At 68.3% G+C, this 24,492-nt stretch carries 27 protein-coding genes; 20 read left to right on the top strand and 7 right to left on the bottom strand.

The genetic code is table 11. The features are described from left to right. Positions 1-8 precede the first annotated feature (8 nt). The 3 genes from AC5Y49_RS12170 to AC5Y49_RS12160 are packed head-to-tail and all read right to left on the bottom strand — an operon-like array spanning position 9 to position 3,141. Positions 9-1,871 (bottom strand): GMC family oxidoreductase, encoded by a 1,863-nt coding sequence (locus AC5Y49_RS12170; protein ID WP_499887307.1) that lies wholly within the window; start codon positions 1,869-1,871, stop codon positions 9-11. Continuing rightward, on the bottom strand, positions 1,868-2,194 hold the full coding sequence (locus tag AC5Y49_RS12165) for a hypothetical protein (protein WP_499887305.1): 327 nt from the start codon (positions 2,192-2,194) through the stop codon (positions 1,868-1,870). Before AC5Y49_RS12165 ends, AC5Y49_RS12170 begins: the two co-directional genes overlap by 4 nt. Beyond that, entirely contained in the window at positions 2,194-3,141 is a 948-nt protein-coding gene (locus AC5Y49_RS12160; protein WP_499887303.1) for a tocopherol cyclase family protein, read from the bottom strand. The genes AC5Y49_RS12165 and AC5Y49_RS12160 overlap by 1 nt, the downstream gene beginning before the upstream one ends. A gap of 26 nt (positions 3,142-3,167) precedes the next feature. Here AC5Y49_RS12160 and AC5Y49_RS12155 point away from each other — a divergent pair, with 26 nt between their 5' ends. Continuing rightward, entirely contained in the window at positions 3,168-3,893 is a 726-nt protein-coding gene (locus AC5Y49_RS12155; protein WP_499887302.1) for a FadR/GntR family transcriptional regulator, read from the top strand. Positions 3,894-3,897: 4 nt separating this feature from the next. Here the strand turns inward: AC5Y49_RS12155 and AC5Y49_RS12150 are convergent, their stop codons facing one another. After that, on the bottom strand, positions 3,898-4,683 hold the full coding sequence (locus AC5Y49_RS12150; RefSeq protein ID WP_499887300.1) for a DUF3109 family protein: 786 nt from the start codon (positions 4,681-4,683) through the stop codon (positions 3,898-3,900). A gap of 57 nt (positions 4,684-4,740) precedes the next feature. Here AC5Y49_RS12150 and AC5Y49_RS12145 point away from each other — a divergent pair, with 57 nt between their 5' ends. The 9 genes from AC5Y49_RS12145 (at position 4,741) to AC5Y49_RS12105 (ending at position 12,314) form a co-directional block, all read left to right on the top strand. After that, the gene (locus tag AC5Y49_RS12145; RefSeq protein WP_499887298.1) at positions 4,741-5,760 is read left to right on the top strand and encodes a Ppx/GppA family phosphatase; all 1,020 of its coding nucleotides are present in this window, start codon (positions 4,741-4,743) and stop codon (positions 5,758-5,760) included. Further along, positions 5,757-6,785, top strand: a complete 1,029-nt coding sequence (locus tag AC5Y49_RS12140) for an Rv0497 family membrane protein (protein WP_499887297.1) — start codon at positions 5,757-5,759, stop codon at positions 6,783-6,785. Before AC5Y49_RS12145 ends, AC5Y49_RS12140 begins: the two co-directional genes overlap by 4 nt. A 7-nt stretch (positions 6,786-6,792) precedes the next feature. Continuing rightward, positions 6,793-7,635, top strand: a complete 843-nt coding sequence (locus tag AC5Y49_RS12135; RefSeq protein WP_499887296.1) for a sugar phosphate isomerase/epimerase family protein — start codon at positions 6,793-6,795, stop codon at positions 7,633-7,635. Positions 7,636-7,651: 16 nt separating this feature from the next. Beyond that, the gene (locus AC5Y49_RS12130; protein WP_499887295.1) at positions 7,652-8,467 is read left to right on the top strand and encodes a thioesterase family protein; all 816 of its coding nucleotides are present in this window, start codon (positions 7,652-7,654) and stop codon (positions 8,465-8,467) included. Positions 8,468-8,495: 28 nt separating this feature from the next. Then, the gene (gene proC, locus AC5Y49_RS12125; RefSeq protein ID WP_499887294.1) at positions 8,496-9,371 is read left to right on the top strand and encodes a pyrroline-5-carboxylate reductase; all 876 of its coding nucleotides are present in this window, start codon (positions 8,496-8,498) and stop codon (positions 9,369-9,371) included. Between the two features lie 138 nt (positions 9,372-9,509). Beyond that, positions 9,510-9,773 carry a helix-turn-helix domain-containing protein gene (locus tag AC5Y49_RS12120; protein ID WP_065016121.1) on the top strand — a complete coding sequence of 88 codons (264 nt, stop codon included), beginning with the start codon at positions 9,510-9,512 and terminating at the stop codon, positions 9,771-9,773. 148 nt (positions 9,774-9,921) lie between these two features. Further along, positions 9,922-10,023 carry a 30S ribosomal protein bS22 gene (locus AC5Y49_RS12115; protein WP_003402602.1) on the top strand — a complete coding sequence of 34 codons (102 nt, stop codon included), beginning with the start codon at positions 9,922-9,924 and terminating at the stop codon, positions 10,021-10,023. A 165-nt stretch (positions 10,024-10,188) separates the two neighbouring features. Next, entirely contained in the window at positions 10,189-11,241 is a 1,053-nt protein-coding gene (locus AC5Y49_RS12110; protein ID WP_499887964.1) for an SDR family oxidoreductase, read from the top strand. Next, the gene (locus AC5Y49_RS12105) at positions 11,223-12,314 is read left to right on the top strand and encodes a lysophospholipid acyltransferase family protein (RefSeq protein WP_499887293.1); all 1,092 of its coding nucleotides are present in this window, start codon (positions 11,223-11,225) and stop codon (positions 12,312-12,314) included. The genes AC5Y49_RS12110 and AC5Y49_RS12105 overlap by 19 nt, the downstream gene beginning before the upstream one ends. 80 nt (positions 12,315-12,394) lie before the next feature. On the opposite strand, the gene AC5Y49_RS12100 is transcribed toward AC5Y49_RS12105, so the two are convergent. From AC5Y49_RS12100 to AC5Y49_RS12090, 3 genes are all read right to left on the bottom strand, one after another. After that, a complete protein-coding gene (locus AC5Y49_RS12100) occupies positions 12,395-13,267 on the bottom strand; it encodes a cyclopropane mycolic acid synthase family methyltransferase (RefSeq protein ID WP_499887962.1) in 873 nt (290 codons plus the stop codon). Between the two features lie 34 nt (positions 13,268-13,301). Further along, positions 13,302-13,814 carry an FAS1-like dehydratase domain-containing protein gene (locus tag AC5Y49_RS12095; RefSeq protein WP_499887292.1) on the bottom strand — a complete coding sequence of 171 codons (513 nt, stop codon included), beginning with the start codon at positions 13,812-13,814 and terminating at the stop codon, positions 13,302-13,304. Positions 13,815-13,945: 131 nt separating this feature from the next. Continuing rightward, positions 13,946-14,836 carry an HAD family hydrolase gene (locus tag AC5Y49_RS12090; RefSeq protein ID WP_499887291.1) on the bottom strand — a complete coding sequence of 297 codons (891 nt, stop codon included), beginning with the start codon at positions 14,834-14,836 and terminating at the stop codon, positions 13,946-13,948. A 96-nt stretch (positions 14,837-14,932) separates the two neighbouring features. Between AC5Y49_RS12090 and AC5Y49_RS12085 the strand changes: the two genes are divergently transcribed. From AC5Y49_RS12085 to AC5Y49_RS12040, 10 genes are all read left to right on the top strand, one after another. Beyond that, positions 14,933-15,193: a glutaredoxin family protein gene (locus tag AC5Y49_RS12085; RefSeq protein WP_499887290.1), complete on the top strand. Its 261-nt coding sequence runs from the start codon at positions 14,933-14,935 to the stop codon at positions 15,191-15,193. Between the two features lie 137 nt (positions 15,194-15,330). After that, positions 15,331-16,686 (top strand): glutamyl-tRNA reductase, encoded by a 1,356-nt coding sequence (locus AC5Y49_RS12080; protein WP_499887289.1) that lies wholly within the window; start codon positions 15,331-15,333, stop codon positions 16,684-16,686. 13 nt (positions 16,687-16,699) lie between these two features. Further along, positions 16,700-17,632 carry a hydroxymethylbilane synthase gene (gene hemC, locus AC5Y49_RS12075; RefSeq protein WP_499887960.1) on the top strand — a complete coding sequence of 311 codons (933 nt, stop codon included), beginning with the start codon at positions 16,700-16,702 and terminating at the stop codon, positions 17,630-17,632. A gap of 32 nt (positions 17,633-17,664) precedes the next feature. Then, positions 17,665-19,347, top strand: a complete 1,683-nt coding sequence (locus AC5Y49_RS12070; protein ID WP_499887288.1) for a bifunctional uroporphyrinogen-III C-methyltransferase/uroporphyrinogen-III synthase — start codon at positions 17,665-17,667, stop codon at positions 19,345-19,347. 91 nt (positions 19,348-19,438) lie between these two features. Next, positions 19,439-20,428: a porphobilinogen synthase gene (hemB, locus tag AC5Y49_RS12065; RefSeq protein WP_499887287.1), complete on the top strand. Its 990-nt coding sequence runs from the start codon at positions 19,439-19,441 to the stop codon at positions 20,426-20,428. Continuing rightward, complete coding sequence (locus AC5Y49_RS12060) at positions 20,425-20,904, top strand: hypothetical protein (RefSeq protein WP_499887286.1); 480 nt, start codon at positions 20,425-20,427, stop codon at positions 20,902-20,904. The genes hemB and AC5Y49_RS12060 overlap by 4 nt, the downstream gene beginning before the upstream one ends. A gap of 145 nt (positions 20,905-21,049) precedes the next feature. Then, on the top strand, positions 21,050-21,589 hold the full coding sequence (gene mce1N, locus AC5Y49_RS12055) for a transport-regulating membrane protein Mce1N (RefSeq protein WP_499887285.1): 540 nt from the start codon (positions 21,050-21,052) through the stop codon (positions 21,587-21,589). After that, positions 21,586-21,834, top strand: coding sequence for a hypothetical protein (locus AC5Y49_RS12050; RefSeq protein WP_499887284.1), 249 nt, complete (start codon positions 21,586-21,588; stop codon positions 21,832-21,834). The genes mce1N and AC5Y49_RS12050 overlap by 4 nt, the downstream gene beginning before the upstream one ends. A gap of 16 nt (positions 21,835-21,850) precedes the next feature. Next, a complete protein-coding gene (locus AC5Y49_RS12045) occupies positions 21,851-23,932 on the top strand; it encodes a heavy metal translocating P-type ATPase (RefSeq protein ID WP_499887283.1) in 2,082 nt (693 codons plus the stop codon). Between the two features lie 198 nt (positions 23,933-24,130). Then, complete coding sequence (locus AC5Y49_RS12040) at positions 24,131-24,433, top strand: hypothetical protein (RefSeq protein WP_499887282.1); 303 nt, start codon at positions 24,131-24,133, stop codon at positions 24,431-24,433. Positions 24,434-24,492 lie beyond the last annotated feature (59 nt).

Genomic DNA, 24,492 nt, shown 5'->3' with positions numbered 1-24,492 from the left:
GATTCAACTCAGGCAGCGACGATTTCGTCGGCGACCGCCAACGCCAGCGCCATGATCGACACCTGTGGGTTGACCTCCGGACAGCTGGGCAGGATCGAGGCGTCAACGACCCAGACCCCGTCGACGCCGCGCAGTCGGCCCGTCTCGTCGACCGGACAGCGCTGCTCGTCGGCGCCGGCAGCGGCGGTACCGGTGGGATGGAAGGCAGCCAGGTGCAGGCTTTTTGGGTTCGTCCGCCGCAGCAGGCTCTGCAGCGCAGGCAGCGAGGACACCGTCGGCGCGCCGGGCAACCCGGTGAGCACCTCGACGGCGCCGGCGGCGAACAGCAGCTTGCCGATGGCTTCCAGCGCGGTGATCAGCTTGGCCGTGTCGTCCGGGCTGATGTCGTAGCGCACGAGTGTCTGCCCGCGCGGCGAGTAGACCCGGCCCACGCCGTGGTCGGCGATCATCGCCCCGAACGTGGCGACCTGCGGCGCCCGCTCCAGCCACCCCAGCAGCTCGGCGCCGTAGCCGGGAAACACCATCGACCCCATGCCCGGCGGAGTCGACGTCGCTTCGATCAACACGCCGTGCGTGGCGTGCAGTTCGTCGACCGCGGCGCTTTGCAGGACGCCACGCCATGCCACGATCTCGTCGTGGAAGTAGCCGGCCAGCATGGCGGCCGGATGCAGCGCGAGGTTTCGGCCGAGCCGCGGATGGCCGCCAAGGCCGCTGCGCCGCAACACTCCCGGCGTTTCGGTCGCCCCCGCAGCAACGACGACGATGTCGGCGAGCACGTCGACGGCGGTGCCGTCCGGGCGCCGGGCCCGGACGCCGCGGGCGCGACCGTGCGAATGCAGTATCCGCTCGACGCGGGCATCCGACACGATCCGCGCGCCGTGCGCGCAGGCTTGCGGCAACGCGTTGAGGTGCACACCGAACTTGGCGTTGCGCGGACAGCCGATCGCGCATTGGCAGCACGCATCGCAGCCGGGCGCGTTGCGGGGAATCGGCGCCGCTTGCCAGCCCAGCGCCGCGGCCCCGTCGAGCAGTAGCCGGCCGTTCTTTCCCATGATCTCCAACGGCACGGGCGCCACCTGTAACGTCTGCTCGACGTCGTCGAGGTGGCCGGCCAGCCGGTCCGGATCGGCCAGCCGCAAACCGAACTCGTCGCGCCAGCGCCGCTGGACGGGCAGCGGGGGCCGATAGCAGGTCCCGGAGTTGACGACGGTGGTGCCGCCCACCGCCCGCCCGATCGGCAGCACCACGGTCGGGCGTCCCAGCGCCAGCGTGGCACCCCCGCCGCGATACAGCCCGGCGTAGCGGTCGATCGGGTGCGTGTCGCGAAATTCGTTGACGCTCCACCGCCGTCCTTCTTCGAGCACGACGGTGTTGATTCCGGCGCGCGCCAGCGTGCGGGCCGCCATGGCACCGCCTGCCCCGGAGCCCACCACCACCGCATCGGCGTGGATCACCGACGGCGCCGCAGTCGACGCGGTGACCGTCAGCGCCGCGTCGGGGCGGGCCACGTCGTGCTCGGTGCCGCGGCGCAGCAGCTCCGCGGCGTAGCTGTCGGCGCCATTGGCGAGCAGCACGATGGCTTTGAGCCCCTCGACTGCAGCGCCGGCATCGGGGCTGAGTGTGGCTACTCGGCGCAGCACTGCAGTGCGCCGCTCTGGGGTGAGCCGGGACAACGACCGGCCTGTGGTGAGATAGCCTGCCGCGGCAAGGGATAGCAGCCCCGCCCGTAGCGCACGCCGGGATGTCGCCGGCAGCTGCCTGACGTAGCGGTCGACGCGTTCGACCAGCTGCGCCGGTGCCGGGCCGCCACTTTCCGGCGGCAGAAGTGCGGCTCCGAACGAGGCGGTCGCCCGTTCGGCGAGCCGAGTCATGTTCGTCCGAGCCGGCGGCCGAGCTTGAGAAAGAACGGGTAGGTGGCAAAGATGCCGGCTGCCAGCGCATGCATCGGCCAATTCAGCTGCTGGGTTCGCATGCCGAAAACCCCGCTGTTCCACATGAAGTCGCGCCCGTTCTGCGCCCGGAACGGCCGCCACAGCAGGCCCAGCCCCGGCACGTTGTTGTACAGCCCGAACGAGCCGCCGAAGAACACCCCGAGAGTGGCGGCCTCGGCGGCGTCCCGCTGTTCGGCGGGCAGACCGCGTTCGATGAGCACACCGGAGGCGACCAGCATCGGTGGATCGAGCAGAAAACTCATCACGGAATCCTTTCGTTGACGACGGGCGCTGCTTCGCCGCGCAGGCCGACTTCGGCGTGTCCGGTGCCGATCACCGACCAACGGCGATCACCGACCTCGACGTGAACATCGGCCTGCTCGGTATTGGTGCACACCGCGGTGGCGCCATCTGGATCGGTGTATGCCAGGCTCACGCAACGGTTTTCGGGCTGGTCGACACGGATTAGCACCGGCTGTCCGCTGATCCGGCCCTCCAGCTGCCAGTGCTGCACGCTCAAAGAGGTGCGCATCCGCAGTGCCGGCAAGCCGTGGGCAGGCCAATCCTTTCCATCGATCCGGAACCGCACGAAGGCCATCGGTGGCAGCCGACGCAGCCCGGGGGTGTGCGAGACTGCGGTGACCACCTCGAGTACGTCGCCATCGCCGAGGTCTGCGTGAATCCAGCCCCAGCGCTTGGCGTTACCGCGGCCGTAGATGTGGGCCACTCCGCCGCGCCAGCCGTCGATGCGGTGTGCGGTGTCGTCGACGCTGACCGAGCCGGTGAACTGTGCAGTGGGGGCCAGAACGACCTGGGCGCCGGGCAGCAGTCCGTGCTCCCAGGCCGCGCGCGGAAACGTCCACAGCGGGCGCCCGGTGTCCTTCCAACGCAGATCCCACGCCAGTGACCCGGCGCGTCCGGCGAATTCTTCGCAGCTGATTCGCGCGTGGCCAACCCGCAACCAGGCCGGTCCGGTCGCCGGTCCAACCGGCTCGGGACCGAAGCGTTCCGTGCGTGGTGGCCCGTCGGCCGCGAACCAGGTCGACCAGCCGTGCCCGTAGGGCGGCCCCTGCGTCGGTGCCACTGTTTCGTAATGCACCCACAGGCCGGCGCGGGTCACCGGATCCGACAGCGTCGCGTACCAGACCTCCAGTCGGCCGGGCTCACCGCGCCAGCGCGGCGCGGCCGCCGAACGCCGCTCGTCGTCCATGGGCGTCCACTATATTGGTTGCGCCAATGAACCAGTCAAGTCCAATCCGGCCGCCGGATCGCCAGCGTGTCGACGAGCAGATCGCCGCGTCGATCGCCGATGCGATCCTGGACGGCGCCTTTCCGCCCGGATCGACCCTGCCGCCGGAGCGAGAACTCGCCGAGCAACTCAATGTCAACCGCACCTCGCTGCGGCAGGGCCTGGCCCGGCTGCAGCACATGGGCCTGATCCAGGCCCGGCATGGCAGCGGCAACGTGGTCTGCGACCCCGACGAGCTGACCCACCCGGCGGTGGTCGAGGCGCTGGTGCGCAAGCTGGGCCCGGACTTCCTGGCCGAGGTGCTGGAGATCCGCGCGGCGTTCGGCCAGTTCATCGGCCGGCTGGCCGCCGAGCGCGGCACCGGCGAGGACGCGGATGCGCTACGCGCCGCGCTGGACACGGTCCGCGCCGCGACGACATCCGAGGCGCGGCAGGAGGCGGACCTGGCGTTCTTCCGGGTGCTCGTTCACGCCACCGGCAACCGGGCGCTGGGATTGGTGTACCGCTGGGTCGAAGACGCCTTCGGTGGTCGCGAACATGAGCTCACCGCCGCCTACGACGACGCTGACACGGTGCTGGCCGAGTTGAGTGCGATCACCGACGCGGTGCTGGCGCGCGAGACGACGACGGCCGCGGCACGCGTCGAGGCCTATCTGGAAGTCAGCGCGCTGCGCATGGTCGAGTCCTTCCAGCAGGCATACCCCGCGGATTAGCCGGCTATTCGGCGGCCCGGGTTGCCGGATGGACCGCGACGAGCCCTAATGCGCTGCGCCGCTTGCACATTGCGGCCAGTTCGGCGTAGGCCTTTTCGCCGAGCAACTCGGTCAGTTCGGCGGCCAGGCTTTCCCATACCTGTTTGGCGCCGACATGGGCGGCCGGATCGCCGGTGCAATACCAGTGCAGGTCGGCGCCGCCGGCACCCCAGCCGCGGCGGTCGTATTCGGTGACGGTGGTTTTGAGGATCTCGCTGCCGTCTGGGCGGGTCACCCATTCCTGGCTTCGCCGGATCGGCAACTGCCAGCAGACGTCGGGCTTCATTGTCAGCGGCTGCACGTCGAGCCGCAGCGCCGCGGTGTGCAGCGCGCATCCCGGCCCGGCTTCGAACCCGGGCCGGTTCAAGAAGATGCACGCACCCTTGTATTTGCGGGTGCGCCACTGCTCCTCGCCGTCGTGCTCGTCGAGCTCGAGATAACCCTTGCGGCCCAGTCCCTTTTCGCGGAACTGCCAGTCGTCGTCGGTCAGCCGGGAGACGGCATCGTCGAGCCGGGCACGGTCGTCGTCATCGGACAAAAACGCTCCGTGCGAACAACATCCGTCGTCGGGGCGTCCGGCCACGGTGCCCTGGCAGGCCGGTGTGCCGAACACACACGTCCAGCGCGACAGCAGCCAGGTGAGGTCAGCTGCGATCAGGTGCTCGGGATTGTCCGGGTCGTAGAACTCCACCCATTCGCGTGCGAAGTCCAATTCGACCTCGCCGGGATGGGCCGAATGCGAGCTGGTCACGATTTCCACGGTAGACCAACGTTCGGTTCGCTCAACGCCAACGTAGGCTGGTGTTTCGTGCGATTGGGTGTGCTTGACGTGGGCAGTAACACGGTCCATCTGTTGGTCGTCGATGCGCGCCGGGGTGGACACCCGACGCCGATGAGTTCGACCAAGGCCACGCTGCGGCTGGCCGAGGCCACCGACAGCTCCGGCAAGATCACTCGCCGCGGTGCCGACAAACTGATTTCGACGATCGACGAGTTCAGCAAGATCGCGGTCAGCTCGGGCTGCGCGGAGCTGATGGCGTTTGCCACCTCGGCGGTTCGCGACGCGGAGAACTCCGAAGACGTGTTGTCCCGAGTGCGCGCCGAGACCGGCGTCGAGCTCCAGGTGCTGCGCGGGGTCGACGAGTCGCGGCTGACCTTCCTGTCGGTGCGCCGCTGGTACGGGTGGAGTGCCGGACGGATCATCAACCTCGACATCGGCGGCGGATCGCTGGAGCTGTCCAGTGGTGTCGACGAGGAACCCGAGGTCGCGTTGTCGCTGCCGCTGGGCGCCGGACGGCTGACCCGCGACTGGCTGCAAGACGATCCACCCGGGCGGCGGCGAGTCGGCATGCTGCGCGACTGGCTGGACTCCGAGCTGGCCGACGCCAGCGAAACCGTTCTGGAATCGGGCAGCCCTGACCTCGCGGTTGCGACGTCGAAGACCTTCCGGTCGCTGGCCCGGCTCACCGGCGCGGCGCCCTCGGCGGCGGGGACCCGGGTGAAGCGGACGCTTACCGCCAGTGGCCTCAGACAACTCATATCTTTCATCTCTAGGATGACCACCGCTGACCGTGCCGAGCTGGAAGGAGTGAGTGCCGAGCGGGCGCCGCAGATCGTGGCGGGAGCTCTGGTGGCCGAGGCAAGTATGCGAGCGCTGTCGATCGAAACCGTGGACATCTGCCCGTGGGCGCTGCGGGAAGGTCTCATTTTGCGCAAACTCGACAGTGAAGCCGACGGAACCGCTCTCGTCGAAACGTCCGTGCGGGATGCTGGTAACCGGCACGCTGATCGGGCTGCTGTTGGCCGATCGAGGAGCAACACACCATGACTGGACCCAATGACAGCTCGAGCACCCGGCCGATCTCGGTAGCCGAACTGCTGGCCAAGAACGGCACTATCGGTGCGCCGCCGCCCGCCGGCCGTCGTCGGCGTCGGCGCGGCAACGACGACGCGGTGACCGTCGCCGAACTGACCGGCGAAATCCCGGTCGTCAGTGAAGACGCCGAGCCCGACGAGACACCCGCCGCTGCGCCGGCATCGCACTCCCGTCGCCCCAATGGCGCCGTCCGGGTCGACAAGCCGTCGGACGACGAGGCCGAGGCCGCCGACACCTCCCCGTATTGGTCCGAACCGCAGCCCCGCTGGCCGGAATCCCCGCCGCAGCCCGCGCGCGAATCGCGGCCCGAGCGCAGTCCCTATCCGCTGCCGCTGCGCAAATCCGTCCCGGTCGACGACGAGCAGACCGGCGACGATGCCGACCGGACTGCGGCGCAAGCAGGTGCCGAGGGGATGAACCCGGATCCATTGGAGGATTACGCCGGCATGCCGGTCGACGTGATGGACACCGACGTGCGGGAAGCCGAACCGGCTGCTGACGACTCCGCGTACGTGCGGTCGTATCTGCGCGCCTCAGCCAGCCGACTCTTCGGCGGCAAGAGCGCTTCCGATGACGTCGATGTTGATGCCGAAGCCGAGGCCGACGACGACTACGCCGACATCGACGACGTCGACGAGGATTACCCCGACATCGACGATCTCGACGGCGAAGCGGCCGCTGACGTCGACGACGCCTACGCGTGGTCCGGTCGCACCGAAACCATGGTGCGCGGCGGTGTGGTTGTGCTGCAGTCGATCCTGGCCGTCGCCTTCGGTGCCGGACTGTTCATCGCGTTCGACCAGCTGTGGCGGTGGAACAACATCGTGGCTCTGGTGCTGTCGGTGCTGGTCATTCTCGGCCTGGTGGTCGGGGTGCGGGTGGTCCGCAAGACCGAGGACATCGCCAGCACGTTGATCGCGGTCGCGGTGGGGGCACTGGTGACGCTGGGGCCGTTGGCGTTGTTGCAGTCCGGCTAACTGGTCAGTGCGCCCAGCCATCAAGGTCGGTCTCTCGACGGCCTCGGTCTATCCGATGAGGACCGAGGCCGCCTTCGAGTACGCGGCCAACCTCGGCTACGACGGTGTCGAGCTGATGGTGTGGGGCGAATCGGTCAGCCAGGATGTTGCCGCCGTCGCCAAGCTCTCCCGGCGCTACCGGATGCCGGTGCTGTCGGTGCACGCCCCCTGTCTGCTGATCTCGCAACGGGTGTGGGGCGCCAATCCGATTTCCAAGCTGGAACGCAGCGTGCGGGCCGCCGAAAAGCTGGGCGCCCAAACCGTCGTCGTGCATCCGCCGTTTCGGTGGCAGCGGCGCTACGCCGAAGGGTTCGCCGAGCAGGTCGCCGAACTGGAAGCCGCCGGCGACGTGCTGGTGGCCGTCGAGAACATGTTCCCGTTCCGCGCCGACCGGTTCTTCGGAGCCGGGCAGTCCATCGAGCGGATGCGACGCCGGGGCGGGGGGCCCGGCCTGGGCATTTCGGCGTTCTCGCCGTCCTACGATCCGTTGGACGGAAACCACGCGCACTACACGCTGGACCTGTCCCATACCGCGACCGCCGGCAGCGACGCGCTGGAAATGGCCGAACGGATGGGTTCGGGCCTGGTGCATCTGCATCTGTGCGACGGCAACGGGCTGCCCGCCGACGAGCACCTGGTGCCCGGCAGGGGCAGCCAGCCGGTCGTGGAGGTGTGCGAGATGCTGGCCGCCGGCGGCTTCGCGGGCCACGTCGTGCTGGAAGTTTCCACGTCGGCGGCGCGTTCGGCCCACGAGCGGGAAGCCATGCTGACCGAGTCGCTGCAGTTTGCCCGGACGTATCTGTTGCGTTGAGGCCCGAAGGACACTGATGAGTTCTGGATCAACCCTGTTCAGCGACGCGATGATGTTGCGCGAGACGGAAGTCGACGGCGTGTTTGAGGGGGAGCTGAACGAGCACTGGACCATTGGGCCCAAGGTGCACGGCGGCGCGATGCTGGCGTTGTGCGCCAATGCCGCGCGCACGACACACGGTGACCCGAACGTGCAGCCGGTCGCGGTGTCGGGCAGCTACCTGTGGGCGCCGGACCCCGGCCCGATGCAACTGGTGAGGTCGATCCGCAAGCGCGGCCGGCGGATCAGCGTGGTCGACGTCGAGCTCAATCAGGGCGAGCGGACCGCGGTGCACGCCGTGGTCACCCTCGGCGAGCCCGAGCACATGGTCCCGCCGCTGCTGTCGGCCAACCCGGTCACGGAGCTGATGGCGCCCGAACCGCCCGCCGACGTCGCGCCGATCGGTCCTGGGCATCCGATGGCCGGGCTGGTGCACCTGGCCGAGGGCTGCGACGTGCGGCCGCTGGTTTCGACGCTGGAGCCCACCGATGGCCGGCCACCGATGATCCAGATGTGGGTGCGGCCGCGCGGCATGGCTCCCGATGTGCTGTTCGCGCTGATGTGCGGGGACGTGTCGGCGCCGGTGAGCTTCGCGGTGGGCCGCACCGGCTGGGCGCCCACCGTGCAACTCACCGCCTATCTGCGCGGATTACCGGCCGACGGCTGGCTGCGGGTGGTGTGCACGTGCATGCAGATCGGCCAGGACTGGTTCGACGAAGACCACACCGTCGTCGACTGCGAGGGCCGCATCGTGGTGCAGACCCGTCAGCTGGCGATGGTGCCTGGTCGCTGAGTAACCGAGGTCTGCCATGCTTGCCCCCATGGCCAGAATCGCGATCATCGGCGGCGGCAGCATGGGGGAGGCGTTGCTGTCCGGCCTGCTGCGGGCGGGGCGGCAGGTCAAAGACCTCGTGGTGGCCGAACGACTGCCCGTCCGCGCCCGCTACCTAGCCGAGACGTATTCGGTGCTGGTGACCTCGCTGACCGACGCAGTGGAAAACGCGACGTTCATCATCGTCGCGGTGAAGCCCTCCGACGTCGAGCCGGTCGTCGGCGAGATCGCGCATGCGGCCTCCCAGGCCGAGGACGGCAGCCCCGAGCAGGTGTTCATCACCGTCGCGGCCGGGGTCACCATCAGCTACCTGGAAGCCAAGCTGCCGGCCGGCACACCGGTGGTGCGGGTGATGCCCAACGCGCCGGCGTTGGTCGGGGCGGGAGTCAGCGCGCTGGCCAAAGGCCGCTTTGTCGCCCCAGAACAGCTCAAAGAGGTTGCCGCTTTGTTCGACTGCGTCGGCGGGGTGCTCACCGTCCCGGAGACCCAGCTGGACGCGGTGACCGCGGTGTCCGGTTCGGGCCCGGCGTATTTCTTCCTGATGGTCGAGGCGTTAGTCGACGCGGGCGTCGGCGTCGGCCTGACCCGTCAGGTCGCCACCGAACTGGTTGCCCAGACGATGGCGGGATCGGCGGCGATGTTGTTGGAGCGGATGGAGCAGGACCGGGCCCCGGCCAGCGAAGCGGCGCCCGACCTCACCATCGATACGACGGCGGCGCGGCTGCGGGCGACGGTGACGTCGCCGGGTGGCACTACCGCGGCTGCGCTGCGGGAACTCGAGCGCGCCGGTTTGCGCAGTGCAGTCGACGGGGCGGTGCAGGCCGCTAAAAGGCGCTCTGAGCAGCTAAGAATCACATCAGAGTAATTCATAAATTTTTTCTGATTTCCTACCACCCGTCGCAGGAACCCCACTAGTCCCGCTATTCTCCTCTTTGTATGCACGCGTGCGTGCCAGCGGAGGGGAAGCCGCTGGGACTGCGCGGGCCTGACTGATTGGGTTGCGATGACGTCTATGAACGGGCCATCGGCGCGGGATTCAGCTGGCGGCAAATCGGCACGGGACACTGGTTCGCCCGACGGCCAACAGCCCAGGACACAATTTCTCACTGTGGCCGAGGTGGCGGCGCTGATGCGGGTCAGCAAGATGACGGTCTACCGGTTGGTTCACAACGGTGAACTGCCTGCGGTTCGCGTCGGGCGATCTTTCCGGGTGCACGCGAAGGCCGTGCACGACATGCTGGAGAGCTCCTACTTCGACGCCGGCTAAGGCCCACACCGCGTTGACAGTGCGTTCGCGGCGTCCAACTGTGCGCACAGTCGACGCTTTTCCGTTCCGGGTGGCGGCCCAGGTAGAGTAACCGGGTCATTTCAGCAGCGGCCACGTGGACTCGGATGGCCACACAGATAGCGGAGTTATGGGCTCAGTAATCAAGAAGCGGCGCAAGAGGATGTCGAAGAAGAAGCACCGCAAGCTGCTTCGCCGTACCCGAGTGCAGCGCAGAAAACTCGGCAAGTAATTTTCAGCCCGAACTCGCCGCTGGCCGCCGTTGTTTGGTAACGCCGTGGTAGCACCAGCCCGTTAGGCTGGCGGGGTGGATTCGACGGGCGATCAACCCAGTCCCGGACCGGGCGCCAAATCTCGCGGCACGGGCACCGATACGGTCCATTACCCGAAAGTCGTCCTGGTTACCGGTGCGTGCCGGTTTCTGGGCGGTTTCCTGACAGCCCGACTTGCCCAAAACCCGTTGATCAACCGGGTGATCGCGGTGGATGCGATTGCCCCCAGCAAGGACATGCTGCGGCGGATGGGCCGCGCTGAATTCGTCCGCGCCGATATCCGCAACCCGTTTATCGCCAAGGTGATTCGAAACGGCGATGTCGACACCGTGGTGCACGCGGCGGCGGCGTCGTTTGCGCCGCGGGCCGGCGGCGGCGCGGCGTTGAAGGAAATCAACGTCATGGGCGCGATGCAATTGTTCGCGGCTTGCCAAAAGGCGCCCTCGTTGCGCCGGGTCGTGCTGAAGTCGACGTCGGAGGTCTACGGGTCCAGCCCGCACGACCCGGTGATGTTCACCGAGGACAGCAGCAGCCGTCGCCCCTTTCGGGAAGGCTTCCCCAAAGACAGCCTCGACATCGAGGGGTATGCGCGCGGGCTGGGCCGGCGGCGGTCCGATATCTCGGTGACCATTCTGCGGCTGGCCAACATGATCGGCCCGGCGATGGACACCACGCTGTCGCGCTACCTGGCCGGGCCGCTGGTCCCGACGGTGGCCGGCCGCGACGCCCGACTGCAGTTGCTGCACGAGCAAGACGCCCTGAGCGCATTGGAGCGCGCCGCGATGGCCGGCAAGCCCGGCACCTTCAACGTCGGCGCCAGCGGGATCATGATGCTGTCCCAGGCGATCCGGCGGGCCGGCCGGATCCCGCTGCCGGTACCTGGATTCGGACTATGGGCGCTCGATTCGCTGAGACGGGCTAATCGCTATACCGAAATCAATCGTGAGCAACTCGACTATCTCAGCTATGGCCGAGTTATGGACACCACCCGAATGCGCGACGAACTCGACTTTCACCCAAAGTGGACGACGGCTGAAGCATTCGACGATTACCTTCGCGGCCGAGCCATGGCTCCCATTCTCAAGCCTGAGTTGGTACTCTCCTTGGAAGGTCATGCCGTATCCGCAGCGCAGCGCCTAGGCAACCTGAAATCAATCCCATGGGGTGGGGGCAGGTAGATATCGTGGCGGGCGAAAACAGGGCGAAAGTCATTCCGCTGCACTCGAATCCGAATCGTGCAGCCGCGCAGCGGCGTGCCGGCCAACGGACCGAGGCCTCACGCCGACACCCGTCACTGCTTTCCGACCCGGACGCGCGGGCATCGGCCGAGCAGATTGCCGCGGTCGTCCGCGAGATCGATCAGCATCGGCGGCTCGCCGGCGGCAAGCCCCTGGCCGCATCGTCCGGCAACGACCTTGCGCAGCGGGTGGGCGCCGTCGCCGAATTCCTCCGCCAGCGGCTCACCGGTGACTACAACATCGACGAGTTCGGCTTCGACCCGCATTTCAACGACGCGATCGTGCGGCCTTTGCTGCGGTTCTTCTTCAAGTCCTGGTTCCGCGTCGAGGTCAGCGGTGTTGAGAATCTGCCGGACACCGGTGCCGCGCTGGTGGTCGCCAACCACGCCGGGGTGCTGCCGTTCGACGGGCTGATGGCCTCGGTGGCAGTGCACGACGAACACCCGGCCGGCCGCGACCTGCGGTTGTTGGCCGCCGACATGGTGTTCGACCTGCCGGTGATCGGCGAGACCGCCCGTAAGGCCGGCCACACCATGGCCTGCACCGCCGATGCCCACCGGCTGCTGGCCGCCGGCGAACTCACCGCAGTGTTCCCTGAGGGATACAAGGGACTGGGTAAGCGATTCAAGGACCGCTACAAGCTGCAGCGCTTCGGCCGCGGCGGGTTCGTGTCGGCGGCGCTACGCACCAAGGCGCCGATCGTGCCGTGCTCGATCGTCGGCTCCGAGGAGATCTATCCGATGGTGGCCGACCTCAAGCTGCTGGCCCGGCTGTTCGGGCTGCCCTACTTCCCGATCACCCCGTTATTCCCGCTGGCCGGTCCGGCTGGGCTGTTGCCGTTGCCGTCGAAATGGCACATCGCCTTCGGTGAGCCGATCTCGACGACCGATTACGAAGCGGCCGACGCCGATGACCCGATGGTCACCTTCGAATTGACGGATCAGGTGCGCGAGACGATCCAGCAGACGCTGTACCGCCTATTGGCCGGGCGTCGCAACGTGTTCTTGGGCTAGCGCCGATTAGCGGCCGAGCGTCGACTTGTTGGGCGCAAATCCCTGGATTTCAACGATAAGTCGACGTTCGGCGCCGTGAATTAGGCCGCCGGCTTGACCAGGGTGAACTGGCAGACGTCGGTGTTGCCGTTGCGGAAGAGATTGGCGCAGCCGGTCAAATATTTCATGTACCGGTCGTAGACCTCTTCGGACTGAATCGCAATGGCCTCGTCCTTGCGCGATTCCAACGCTGCGGCCCAGGTATCCAGTGTCCGCGCGTAGTGCAACCGCAGCGGCTGCACGCGGTCGAGCCGGAAGCCGGCCCTGGTGGCATGCTCCTCGACCGTCGCGACTGCCGGCAGCCGCCCGCCCGGGAAGATCTCGTCCATGATGAATTTGACGAAGCGGATCAGCGTCATCGTCGTCTTGATGCCGCGCTGCTCGATCTCCTCAGCGCTGGGGATCACGATGGTGTGCAACATCATCACCCCGTCGGCCGGCAACGCTTCGTAAGCCATCTTGAAGAAGTCGTCGTAGCGGTCGAAACCGAAGTGCTCGAACGCGCCGATCGACACGATCCGGTCGACCGGCTCGTGGAACTGCTCCCAGCCCTGTAGCCGTACTTCTTTGGAGCGCGGGCTCTCCATCGCGTCGAACGACTTCTGGACGTGTGCAGCCTGGTTCTTGCTCAGCGTCAACCCGATCACGTTGACGTCGTACCGCTGCACGGCGCGCCGCAGCGTCGCGCCCCAGCCGCAGCCGACGTCGAGCAGCGTCATCCCCGGCTGCAGGCCCAGCTTGCCCAGCGACAGGTCGATCTTGGCCAGCTGCGCCTCTTCCAGCGTCATGTCGTCGCGCTCGAAGTAGGCGCAGCTGTAGGTCTGCGACGGATCGAGAAACAATCGGTAGAAGTCGTCGGACAGGTCGTAGTGCGACTGCACGTCATCAAAATGCGGCGTCAGGTCGGTGTTCATTGGCTCGTTCGCCCCCTGGTTCATCGCGCTGACACTAAGCCCCGCCCCGAATCGACGCAATTGCGGCGATCGTCGCGGCCGCGTCGGTGTCTGGGTTGGACGATTCTCCGAGCATCGTGACGATGCTGGTGATCACTGGTTTGCCGTCGCCGTCGGTGACCTCGCTGCGGATCTCGGCGATCACCGTGCCGTGGGATTCGATCACCGAGTCCAGGTAGGTGTCGAAGTACAGCCGGTCGCCGGCCATGATCGGCCGGTGGAAGACGAACTTCTGGTCGCGGTGTAGTACCCGGGCGAGATTGATCGGAATGTCGAATTTGGTGAAGACGTCCAGTTGGACGCGCCGTCCGGCGACGGCGAGGAAGGTCAGCGACGCGACCACCGCCGGATGGCCCGCCTCGGCGGCAGCGGTTTCGGAGATGTGCATGGGGTGCTCGTCTTGGACCGCACTCGCGAACTCACGGATTTTTTCGCGTCCGACCTCGAAGTAGTCCGGGAATCGGTAATGGGTGCCGATGAGTTCTTCGGTACCTTCGGGCACTGCCATGCGCTGCTCTCCGCTCGTATGGGCTCAGCGGCGCAGCCTATCAGCGGAATTACCGATTAGCCGCCTCGCGCGCTACCCGCGCTCGTGTCGACGCGACACGGGGCGGATGCGGTCGGTGCGCCCCTCGCGCGCTAGCCGCGCTCGTGTCGACGCGACACGGCCGCCGCCAGGGCCCCGCCGGCTGCGCCCAACGCCAGCGCCGACGGCACCCCGATCCGGGCCGCTTTGCGCGCGGTCCGAAAATCGCGGATCTCCCAGCCGCGTTCCCGGGCCAGGCTGCGCAGGCGGGCGTCGGGATTGATGGCGACCGCGGTGCCCACCAGCGACAGCATCGGTACGTCGTTGTAGCTGTCGGAATAGGCGGTGCAGCGCCTGAGGTTCAGCCCCTCCCGGATGGCCAGCGAGCGCACGGCGTGGGCCTTACCGGTGCCGTGCAACAGTTCGCCGACCAGCCGGCCGGTGAACACCCCGTCGACCGATTCGGCGACGGTGCCCAGCGCCCCGGTCAATCCCAGCCGGCCGGCGATGGTCACCGCGAGCTCGTAGGGCGTGGCGGTGACCAGCCACACCTGCTGGCCGGCGTCGAGGTGCATCTGCGCCAATTCGCGCGTGCCCGTCCAGATCTTGTCGGCGATGATCTCGTCGTAAATCTCCTCGCCGAGCGCCATCAGCTCGGTGGTCGGCCGGCCTTCGATGAACGCCAGCGCCTTGCGCCGGCCGGCCGCGACGTCGTCGCTGTTTTCTCGACCTGACAGCTGAAACTTGGCCTGCGCGTAGATGAATCCGAGCACATCGCGGTAGGTGAAGTACTTGCGGGCAGCCAGCCCCCGGCCGAAATGCACCAGCGAGGAGCCCTGCACCAGGGTGTTGTCCACGTCGAAAAATGCGGCCGCGGTGAGATCGACCGGCGGCTGCTCGGCATCCGGCGCGTCGGCGGCATGCAACCCGTCGAGCGCACGTTCGGCGCTGGCGTTGGAAGCTACCGTCTGCGGGTCGACTCCGCCCGGGCCGAGAGACACCATCTCCGACCTCCTCTCGGTGCGCCGACTCTGCCGGTTCAACCCTATCCGCCCAGGGCTTGCCGCTTTACCCCGTGAGACGGGTGCCACACTGTGGCCATGGGCCCCCGGCAGGTGCAGTTGCTGACCCGCGACGGATGTGCGATCTGTGCGCGGGTCTACGCACAACTGGCCGAGTTGGCCACCGAATTGGGTTTCGAGCTGTCGGCCACTGACGTCGACGCGGCGGCCGCCGACGGAAATCCCGGGCTGCGTGCCGAATTCGGTGATCGGCTGCCGGTGGTTCTGCTCGACGGCCGCGAGCACAGCTACTGGGAAGTCGATGAGCCTCGGCTGCGCGCCGATCTGGCCGAACGGTGACGTTCTCGGCCGCCACACCGTGACCAGCGCAACGCGAATTTGGTGGCCAACCTGTCGAACGACTACCGTGGATGTCAGTTCGTTCACTGGACTTCGTTCGTTTTTTTGGGCAAAGGGGCAGGCCAGGTGATTCAGCCGTGAGCGTCCTGCTCTTCGGGGTCTCCCACCGCAGCGCGCCGGTTTCGGTTCTGGAGCAGCTCTCCACCGATGAATCCGACCAGATCAAGATCATCGACGAAGTGCTGCAGTCGCCGCTGGTGACCGAGGCCATGGTGCTGTCGACGTGCAACCGGGTCGAGGTTTACGCGGTGGTCGACGCCTTCCACGGTGGTCTGTCGGTGATCGGGCAAGTGCTGTCCGAGCATTCCGGGATGTCGCTGGGCGATCTGACCAAATACGCCTACGTCCGTTACAGCGAGGCCGCCGTCGAGCATCTGTTCGCGGTCGCCAGCGGCTTGGATTCGGCGGTGCTCGGCGAGCAGCAGGTGCTCGGCCAGGTGCGCCGCGCGTACGCGACCGCCGAGACCAACCGCACGGTGGGCCGGGTGCTGCACGAGCTGGCTCAGCGCGCGCTGGCCGTGGGCAAACGGGTGCATTCGGAGACCGGGATCGACGCCGCGGGTGCCTCGGTGGTGTCGGTGGCGCTCGGCATGGCCGGCAACAAGCTGGGCGGGGCCGGCCTAGTCGGACGGACGGCCGTGGTGATCGGCGCCGGCGCGATGGGGGCGCTGTCGGCGGCGCATCTGGCCCGGGCGGGCATCGAGCATGTCCACGTGGTCAACCGATCGCTACCCCGCGCGCAGCGGCTGGCCCGCAAGGTCCGCGAATGCGGCGCCAAAGCCGAGGCCTGGAGTCTCGAGCGGCTGCCCACTGCGCTGGCCGACGCCGACGTCGTGGTCAGCTGCACCGGTGCGGTGCGCCCGGTGGTTTCGCTGGCCGATGTGCATCACGCGCTGGCCGCCGCCCGCCGGGACGAATCCGCTCAGCCACTGGTGATCTGCGACCTCGGCATGCCGCGCGACGTCGACCCGGCGGTGGCCGGCCTGCCCGGCGTCTGGGTCGTCGACATGGATCGCGTGCAGCGCGAACCCTCGGCGCGAGCCGCGGCCACCGATGCCGCGGCCGCCCGCCACATCGTCGCCGGCGAAGTTGCCACCTATCTGGCCGGCCAGCGGATGGCCGAGGTGACCCCGACGGTGACCGCGCTGCGTCAGCGCGCCGCCAACGTCGTCGAGGCGGAGTTGCTGCGGCTGGACAATCGGCTGCCCGGGCTCGAGGCCACCCAGCGCGACGAGGTTGCCCGCACCGTACGGCGAGTGGTGGACAAACTGCTGCACGCACCGACCGTGCGGATCAAGCAGCTGGCCAGCGCACCCGGCGGCGACAGTTACGCCGAGGCGTTGCGTGAGCTTTTCGAACTCGACCAGACCGCCGTCGACGCTGTCGCCACGGCTGGCGAATTGCCCTCCGTCCCAACCGATTCCACTGAGTAGCCGCTTGACCGACGTGATCCGGATAGGCACTCGGGGAAGCTTGTTGGCCACCACCCAGGCCGGTGGTGTCCGAGACGCTCTGGTGGCTGCTGGCCATTCCGTGGAGCTGGTCACCATCAGTACCAAGGGCGACCGCTCGTCCGATCCGATCGAGACCCTCGGGGTCGGCGTGTTCACCGCGGCGCTGCGCGAGGCCATCGAGGACGGCCGCGTCGACGCGGCGGTGCACTCGCACAAGGATTTGCCCACCGCCGACGATCCGCGCTTCACGGTGGCGGCCATACCTGCGCGGGAAGACCCCCGTGACGCCGTGGTGGCCCGCGACGGACTGGTGCTGGCGGAGTTGCCGGCGGGCTCGGTGGTGGGCACGTCATCGCCCCGGCGGGCCGCACAGCTTAGAGCACTGGGTCTCGGTTTGGAAATCCGCCCCCTAAGAGGCAACCTAGATACCAGGTTGAACAGGGTAAGCAGTGGTGATCTCGACGCGATCGTGGTGGCTCGGGCGGGTCTGGCCCGGGTGGGCCGGCTCGACGCTGTCACCGAGACGCTCGATCCGGTGCAGATGTTGCCAGCGCCGGCTCAAGGAGCGCTCGCCGTCGAGTGCCGCGCCGGGGATGCCGGACTGGCGGCACTGTTGGCGGAACTCGACGACGTCGACACCCGCGCGGCAGTCACCGCCGAGCGTGCCCTGCTCGCCGAACTGGAGGCAGGTTGCTCCGCGCCGGTGGGCGCGATCGCCGAGGTGGTCGAGTCCATCGACGAGGACGACTCACATGTCTTCGAGGAGCTGTCGCTGCGCGGCTGCGTGGCGGCGCTGGACGGATCCGACGTGATCCGCGCGTCCGGTATCGGCAGTCCGGGGCGGGCACGAGAGCTGGGGCTCTCGGTGGCCGCGGAGCTGTTCGAGCTGGGGGCTCGGGAACTCATGTCGGGCAGCGCGCGGTAGGAACCCGCGCGAGAACGAGGTGGGAGTAGCACATGACTCGCCAAGTAGGCGTACGAGGACGTAAGCCGAAGCCGGGCCACATCACGTTTGTGGGCTCTGGCCCGGGAGACCCCGGTCTGCTGACGACGCGGGCCGTCGTGGCGCTGGCGAACGCCGCCCTGGTCTTCACCGACCCTGACGTGCCGGAGCCGGTGCTGGCGTTGATCGGCAAGGACCTGCCGCCGGTATCCGGTCCGGCCGAACCCGGCGCCCAGGCCGACAGCGGGGCGGCCGAAGGCGCCGGTGAGGATCCGACGACCGCCGCGGTGGTATCGGTCGGCCCGGACATCCGGCCGGCTCTGGGAGATGCGGCTGAAGTAGCCAAAACGCTTGTCGCCGAGGCTCGTTCCGGGGCCGACGTGGTACGGCTGGTGGCCGGTGACCCGCTGTCGGTGGACGCGGTCATCACCGAGGTCAACGCGGTGGCGCGCAGCCATTTGCATTTCGAAATCGTGCCGGGACTGGCCCCCAGCTCCGCGACCCCGACGTATGCGGGGCTGCCGCTGGGCTCATCGCACACCGTCGCCGACGTGCGCGCCGACCTCAAAGAGGACGACTGGTCGGCGCTGGCCGCCGCGCCGGGTCCGCTGATCCTGCAGGCCACCGCATCGCATGTGGCCGACGCGGCGCGCACCCTGGTCGAGTACGGGCTCACCGAGTCGACGCCGTGCGTGGTGACCGCGTCCGGCACCACCTGCGCGCAGCGTTCGGTGGAGTCGACGCTGGGCGTGCTGGCCGAGGGCGCCGCGCTGGGCGGCACCGATCCGGCCGGGCCGTTGACCGGACCGGTGGTGATGACCATCGGCAAGACGGTGGCCAACCGGGCCAAGCTGAACTGGTGGGAGAGCCGCGCCTTGTACGGCTGGACCGTGTTGGTGCCGCGGACCAAGGACCAGGCCGGCGAGATGAGCGAGCGGCTGACCGGCCACGGCGCGCTGCCGATCGAGGTACCGACGATCGCCGTCGAGCCCCCGCGCAGCCCCGCGCAGATGGAACGCGCGGTCAAGGGCCTGGTCGACGGCCGCTACCAGTGGGTGGTGTTCACCTCCACCAACGCGGTGCGCGCGGTGTGGGAGAAGTTCGGCGAGTTCGGGCTGGACGCCCGGGCGTTCTCCGGAGTGAAGATCGCCTGCGTGGGTGAGGCGACGGCTGACCGGGTGCGCGCCTTCGGGATCAGCCCGGAGCTGGTGCCCTCCGGGGAACAGTCCTCGCTGGGGCTGCTGGACGAATTCCCGCCCTACGACAGCATTTTCGATCCGGTCAACCGGGTCTTGCTGCCGCGGGCGGACATCGCCACCGAGACGCTGGCCGAGGGGCTGCGCGAACGCGGCTGGGAAATCGAGGACGTCACCGCCTACCGGACGGTGCGGGCCGCCCCGCCGCCGGCGGCCACCCGCGAAATGATCAAGACCGGTGGATTCGACGCGGTCTGCTTCACGTCGTCGTCGACGGTGCGCAACCTAGTCGGCATCGCCGGCAAGCCGCATGCGCGGACCATCGTCGCCTGCATCGGCCCCAAGACCGCCGAGACGGCCGCCGAGTTCGGTTTGCGCGTCGACGTACAGCCGGAAACCGCCGCGGTGGGTCCGCTGATCGAGGCACTGGCCGAGCACGCTGCGCGGCTGCGGGCCGAGGGCGCGTTGCCGCCGCCGCGTAAGAAGAGCCGCAGGCGCTAGTGGCGATCGCACAGCCGAGCGTGCGTGTTTGTACTCCGACACGCCGTCGAAGCTGGCATTCTGCGCACGCTCGCGGCCGGCAACAGCGGACTTGAGCATGAGCGCGTATCCCCGGCAGCGCCCGCGCCGGCTCCGCTCGACACCGGCGATGCGGCGCTTGGTGGCGGAAACGTCGGTCGAGCCACGGCGTTTGGTGCTGCCGATGTTCGTCGCCGACGGCATCGACGAGCCGCGACCGATCGCGTCGTTGCCCGGTGTGGTGCAGCACAGTCGCGACTCGCTGCGCGCCGCGGCCGTCGAGGCGGTGACCGCCGGGGTGGGCGGGCTGATGCTGTTCGGGGTGCCCCGCGAGCAGGACAAGGACGCCACGGGCACGGCCGGCTGTGACCCGGACGGCATCCTCAACGTCGCATTGCGTGATTTGGCCAAGGACCTCGGCGAGGCGACGGTGCTGATGGCCGACACCTGCCTCGATGAGTTCACCGACCACGGGCATTGCGGCGTCCTCGACGAGCGCGGCCGGGTCGACAATGATGCTACGCTGGCGCGGTATGTGGAACTTGCTGTGGCGCAGGCAAATTCGGGCGCTCATGTGGTCGGGCCGAGCGGAATGATGGACGGGCAGGTGGCGGCCATCCGCGACGGACTGGATGCGGCCGGTCACACCGACGTGGTCATCCTGGCCTACGCCGCCAAGTTCGCGTCGGCGTTTTACGGCCCGTTCCGGGAGGCGGTGAGCTCGAGCCTGTCCGGTGACCGCCGCACCTATCAGCAAGAGTCCGGCAACGCTCGCGAAGCGCTGCGCGAGGTGCAGTTGGATCTCGACGAGGGCGCCGACATCGTCTTGGTCAAACCGGCGATGAGCTACTTGGACGTGGTCGCGGCCGCTGCGGACATCTCGCCGGTGCCGGTGGCCGCCTATCAGGTGTCGGGGGAGTACGCGATGCTCGCCGCGGCCGCGGCCAACGGGTGGATCGACAAGCGGGCCGCCGTGCTGGAGTCGTTGACGTGCATCCGGCGCGCCGGCGCCGACATCGTGCTGACCTACTGGGCCGCCGAGGCGGCAGGCTGGCTTTCATGACTGAGCCGCCCAGCTGGCCGAGCTCCCCGCCGGGACCGCCCGGGCCGCCGGCCCCGCCTGGTCCGCCGCCGGGCGAGCCGCAGACCCGTCCGGTGGACGTCGATACCGGCTTTTGGCTGTGGCTGGCCGCGCTGCCGTTGATGCTGATCGGCTATGTGGTCGACCTGGTCGCATCCCCGACCAGTACGGGGTCCGGGCTGGTGTTGGCTGCATCCTTGCTGTTCGCGGCGGTGCTGTGCGCGATCGTCGTGACGTTCCTGATCCTGATGCGGGCCGGTTATCGCTGGGCCCGCACCATATTGACCGGCGGCGGCATTGCCGCGGTTGTCTACATCGCGAGCCGGCTGTTCAGTGTGGACTGGCCGCCGGTGGCGGCGGTGATCTGTGCGGTCAGCGGCATTATCGGGTGCGTGTTGATCGCCGGAGGAATGTTTTTGCTGCATCGCAGCGACGCGCACGACTACTTCACCCGGTGAGCGTTCCGCCGTTCTCGCGAGCCAGAAGCCAGGGCTGTGATCGCACATCGAACCACAACCGAGTCTTCTGCTTCGCGCTGCTCCGCATCGTCGCCGCGATAGGCTGGCGCGCGGCGTACAGCTCGGATCAGGGGACAGGATTTCAGTGACCGCAGGGACGGGTACCAAACCGGCTCCGTTGTTCTACGAAGCCGGCGCGAGCTGGCTGTGGGTGCTGGCCGGCCCGCTGTCGGCGGGCGCGATGTTGATGATCGAAAAGTCCAGCGGCTACGGCTGGCAGCTGCTGGTTCCGATGGTCTTTCTGGTGCTGGTGTCGGGTTTCGTCGGCCTGCAGGTGAAGGCTGCCCGGATTCATACGTCGGTCGAACTGACCACGCAGACCCTGCGGCAGGGCACCGAGACCATTCAGGTGGCCGACATTGTGCGGGTCTACCCGGATGCCGAGCATCCGCTGGTTTCGGAAAAGGAGTTGCAGCGCTGGCAGTCGGCGCGCGCGCTGGGTGAACTGATCGGCGTGCCGCGCGGCCGGGTGGGTATCGGGCTGCGGCTCACCGGGGGCCGCACGGCGCAGGCCTGGGCACGTCGGCACCGCTCGCTGCGGGCCGCGCTGACCCCGCTGGTCGAGGAGCGGGTCGGGCCGGCCGCCGAGGTCGATTCCGCCGACGAGGATGGATCAAGCCGGTGAGGGCCGGCGTCCGCGCCGTCGTCCAGCTCGCGCTGGCCGGCGCCGCGGTGCTGGGCTGCGCGCTCAGCTGGTCACAGGTGCGTTCGACAGTGGCCGTCGCTCCGATCCTGGACGGCCAGCCGGTCACCACCTCGGTGGTCTACGACCCGCCGCTGCTGTTGTTGACCCTGCTGCTGGCGACGCTCGCGGGGGTGCTGGCAGTGGTCGGAATCACCAATCTGCGACAGACCCGGGATACCCCGTAGGGGTATTCTCGACGGTATGACCACCACCGATCTCGACCTTCGCGGGATGAGCTGCGCGTCCTGCGCGGCGCGAATCGAGCGTGGTCTCAACGAGCTCGACGGTGTCCGCGCCACGGTGAACTTCGCCGTCGAGCGCGCCCACGTCGAACACGACTCTGCCGTCTCGCCCGGTGAGCTCATCCGCGCCGTCGAGTCGGCCGGATACCAGGCTTCGGTGGTCAGCGAGCACGCCCATCACCACGAAGACGTTCCCGAGAGCCAGCTGCGGTCGCGGTTGGCCGCTTCGGCGGTGCTGGCCATCCCGGTGGTGGCGCTGTCGATGGTGATGGCCTGGCAGTTCGCGGGCTGGCAGTGGCTGGTGTTCGCGCTGACCACCCTGATCGTGGTGTGGGGCGGGTACCCCTTCCACCGGGCCGCGCTGCAAAGCGCCCGGCACGGCGCATCAACCATGGACACGTTGGTGTCGCTGGGCACGCTGGCCGCCTACCTGTGGTCGGCGCTGGCGGTGCTGCGCGGCTCGGGCCACGTGTACTTCGAGGTGGCGGCCGCAGTCACGGTGTTCCTGCTGGCCGGCCGCTTCGCCGAGTCGCGGGCCAAGCGCTCGGCCGGCGCAGCGCTGCGCGCATTGCTGGATCTGGGCGCCAAGGACGCCGCGGTCCTGCGCGACGGCGTCGAGGTCCGGTTGCCACTCTCAGAGCTGCACGTCGGGGACGTTTTTGTGGTTCGCCCCGGGGAGCGCATCGCGACCGACGGGGTGGTTGTCGACGGCGCCTCGGCGTTGGACACCTCGGCAATGACCGGGGAACCCACGCCCGTCGACATCACCGTCGGCGACGACGTGCTCGGCGGCGCGCTGAACACCTACGGCCGTGTGCTGGTCCGTGCGGTCAAGGTCGGCGCCGACACCCAGCTGGCCCGGATGGCCCAGCTGGTGGCCGACGCGCAAAACGGCAAGGCATCCGTCCAGCGGTTGGCCGACCGGGTCTCGGCGGTGTTCGTGCCGGCGGTGTTGGTGCTCGCGGCGCTGACCCTGGCCGGTTGGCTGTTGGCTGGTCAGCCCGCCGCAGCGGCGTTCACCGCGGCCGTCGCGGTGCTGATCATCGCCTGCCCGTGCGCGCTGGGCCTGGCCACCCCGACCGCCATCCTGGTCGGCACCGGGCGCGGCGCCCAACTGGGCATCCTGATCAAGGATCCGCAAGTGCTCGAGACCGTCACCGGCATCGACACCGTGGTGCTGGACAAGACCGGCACCGTCACCACCGGCGTGATGACCGTCGATGCCGTGGAGCCCGCTCCGGGCGAGGACGCCGAGGTGGTGTTGGCCCGCGCGGCGGCCGTCGAGGCGGCGTCCGAACATCCGGTGGCCGCCGCCATCGTGGCCGCCGCCGGCGACCGGGTTTTGCCGCCGGTTACCAACTTCGTCAACGATCCCGGCACCGGTGTCCACGGCGATGTCGACGGTGTGACCGTCAGCGTGGCCAAGGCGCAGGAGTGCGACGGGCGCACCAGCGTCGAGGTCCGCTGGGACAACCGAGCGCGCGGCATTATCCGCCTGGCCGACGACGTGAAACCAAGCAGCGCACAGGCGATTTCGCAGCTGCGACAGCTGGGTATCCGGCCGCTGCTGCTGACCGGCGACAACGCTGCCGTCGCGCGCCGGGTGGCCGCTGAGGTCGGCATCGACGCCGCCGACGTGATCGCCGGGGTGCTGCCGACCGGCAAGGCCGACGCCGTCAAGGTCCTGCAGGCAGAGGGCGCCCGGGTGGCGATGGTCGGTGACGGCGTCAACGACTCCGTGGCGCTGGCCACCGCCGACATCGGCATGGCGATGGGCACCGGCACCGACGCGGCGATCGAAGCCGGCGACGTGACCCTGGTGCGGGGCGATCTGCGCACGGTGCCGACGGCGCTGCGACTGTCGGCGCGCACTCTGCGCACCATCCGGATGAACCTGTTCTGGGCGTTCGGCTACAACGTGGCGGCGCTGCCTTTGGCGGCGCTGGGCCTGCTCAACCCGATGATCGCCGGCGCGGCAATGGCGTGCTCGTCGGTTTTGGTGGTGGCAAACAGCTTGCGTCTGCGGCGATTCGGCCGCTGACGGCTAAAACGTCGCGGCTCTTAGCAAAAGTCCGGATTCCCGGAATTGTCGGATGCAATCCAATTGTCTGTGTGATCATCGCGGCTACTGACCATTTGCCACCGGGATAACCCCGGCGACGAAACGGATTTAGGGAGGAATTCAGTGAATTCTGTACGGTTTTCTGGTGTTCGTCGCAGCGTGGCGAAGGCCGCGGTCGTGGGTACTGTGGTCGCCGCGCCTGCCTTCGCGGCGATAGCCCCGGCGGGTGCCGATCCTGCCGACCCCGACCCGTTCAGCCCGTCCGACTGCATTGCGAACGCAAGCGCGATGTGCAATGCGGGTCCCTATGGCCCCAACAGTCTTACCAATCCAGCGAACATCAATAGCCCGTTGAATCCGGACAGCCCGTTGAATCCCGCCAGTCCGATGGACCCGGACAATCCGGCGAATCCGATGAGTCCGATGAACCCCATGAGTCCGATGAACCCGATAAACACCGGCACCCCCGGCCAAATCTGATCCGGGCAGGCGAGACTGCGCCCAGCGCATCGAGACTGTACTGGTAGCGGATGTCGGCG

Source organism: Mycobacterium sp. NGS62 (assembly GCF_059812285.1).
The sequence above is the reverse complement of the archived record's forward strand: the minus strand, read 5'-3'. Positions and strand labels throughout refer to the sequence as shown.

Bases quoted from the DNA above. Each gene is read 5' to 3' on its own strand.
- AC5Y49_RS12170 (WP_499887307.1), bottom strand. From the start codon at position 1,871: ATGACTCGGCTCGCCGAACGGGCGACCGCCTCGTTCGGAGCCGCACTT.
- AC5Y49_RS12165 (WP_499887305.1), bottom strand. From the start codon at position 2,194: ATGAGTTTTCTGCTCGATCCACCGATGCTGGTCGCCTCCGGTGTGCTC.
- AC5Y49_RS12100 (WP_499887962.1), bottom strand. From the start codon at position 13,267: ATGAACACCGACCTGACGCCGCATTTTGATGACGTGCAGTCGCACTAC.
- AC5Y49_RS12060 (WP_499887286.1), top strand. From the start codon at position 20,425: ATGACTGAGCCGCCCAGCTGGCCGAGCTCCCCGCCGGGACCGCCCGGG.
- AC5Y49_RS12105 (WP_499887293.1), top strand. From the start codon at position 11,223: ATGGGGTGGGGGCAGGTAGATATCGTGGCGGGCGAAAACAGGGCGAAA.
- AC5Y49_RS12130 (WP_499887295.1), top strand. From the start codon at position 7,652: ATGAGTTCTGGATCAACCCTGTTCAGCGACGCGATGATGTTGCGCGAG.
- AC5Y49_RS12085 (WP_499887290.1), top strand. From the start codon at position 14,933: ATGGGCCCCCGGCAGGTGCAGTTGCTGACCCGCGACGGATGTGCGATC.
- proC (WP_499887294.1), top strand. From the start codon at position 8,496: ATGGCCAGAATCGCGATCATCGGCGGCGGCAGCATGGGGGAGGCGTTG.
- AC5Y49_RS12045 (WP_499887283.1), top strand. From the start codon at position 21,851: ATGACCACCACCGATCTCGACCTTCGCGGGATGAGCTGCGCGTCCTGC.
- AC5Y49_RS12140 (WP_499887297.1), top strand. From the start codon at position 5,757: ATGACTGGACCCAATGACAGCTCGAGCACCCGGCCGATCTCGGTAGCC.
- AC5Y49_RS12070 (WP_499887288.1), top strand. From the start codon at position 17,665: ATGACTCGCCAAGTAGGCGTACGAGGACGTAAGCCGAAGCCGGGCCAC.
- AC5Y49_RS12115 (WP_003402602.1), top strand. From the start codon at position 9,922: ATGGGCTCAGTAATCAAGAAGCGGCGCAAGAGGATGTCGAAGAAGAAG.
- AC5Y49_RS12090 (WP_499887291.1), bottom strand. From the start codon at position 14,836: ATGGTGTCTCTCGGCCCGGGCGGAGTCGACCCGCAGACGGTAGCTTCC.
- AC5Y49_RS12155 (WP_499887302.1), top strand. From the start codon at position 3,168: ATGAACCAGTCAAGTCCAATCCGGCCGCCGGATCGCCAGCGTGTCGAC.
- AC5Y49_RS12095 (WP_499887292.1), bottom strand. From the start codon at position 13,814: ATGGCAGTGCCCGAAGGTACCGAAGAACTCATCGGCACCCATTACCGA.
- AC5Y49_RS12160 (WP_499887303.1), bottom strand. From the start codon at position 3,141: ATGGACGACGAGCGGCGTTCGGCGGCCGCGCCGCGCTGGCGCGGTGAG.
- AC5Y49_RS12120 (WP_065016121.1), top strand. From the start codon at position 9,510: ATGACGTCTATGAACGGGCCATCGGCGCGGGATTCAGCTGGCGGCAAA.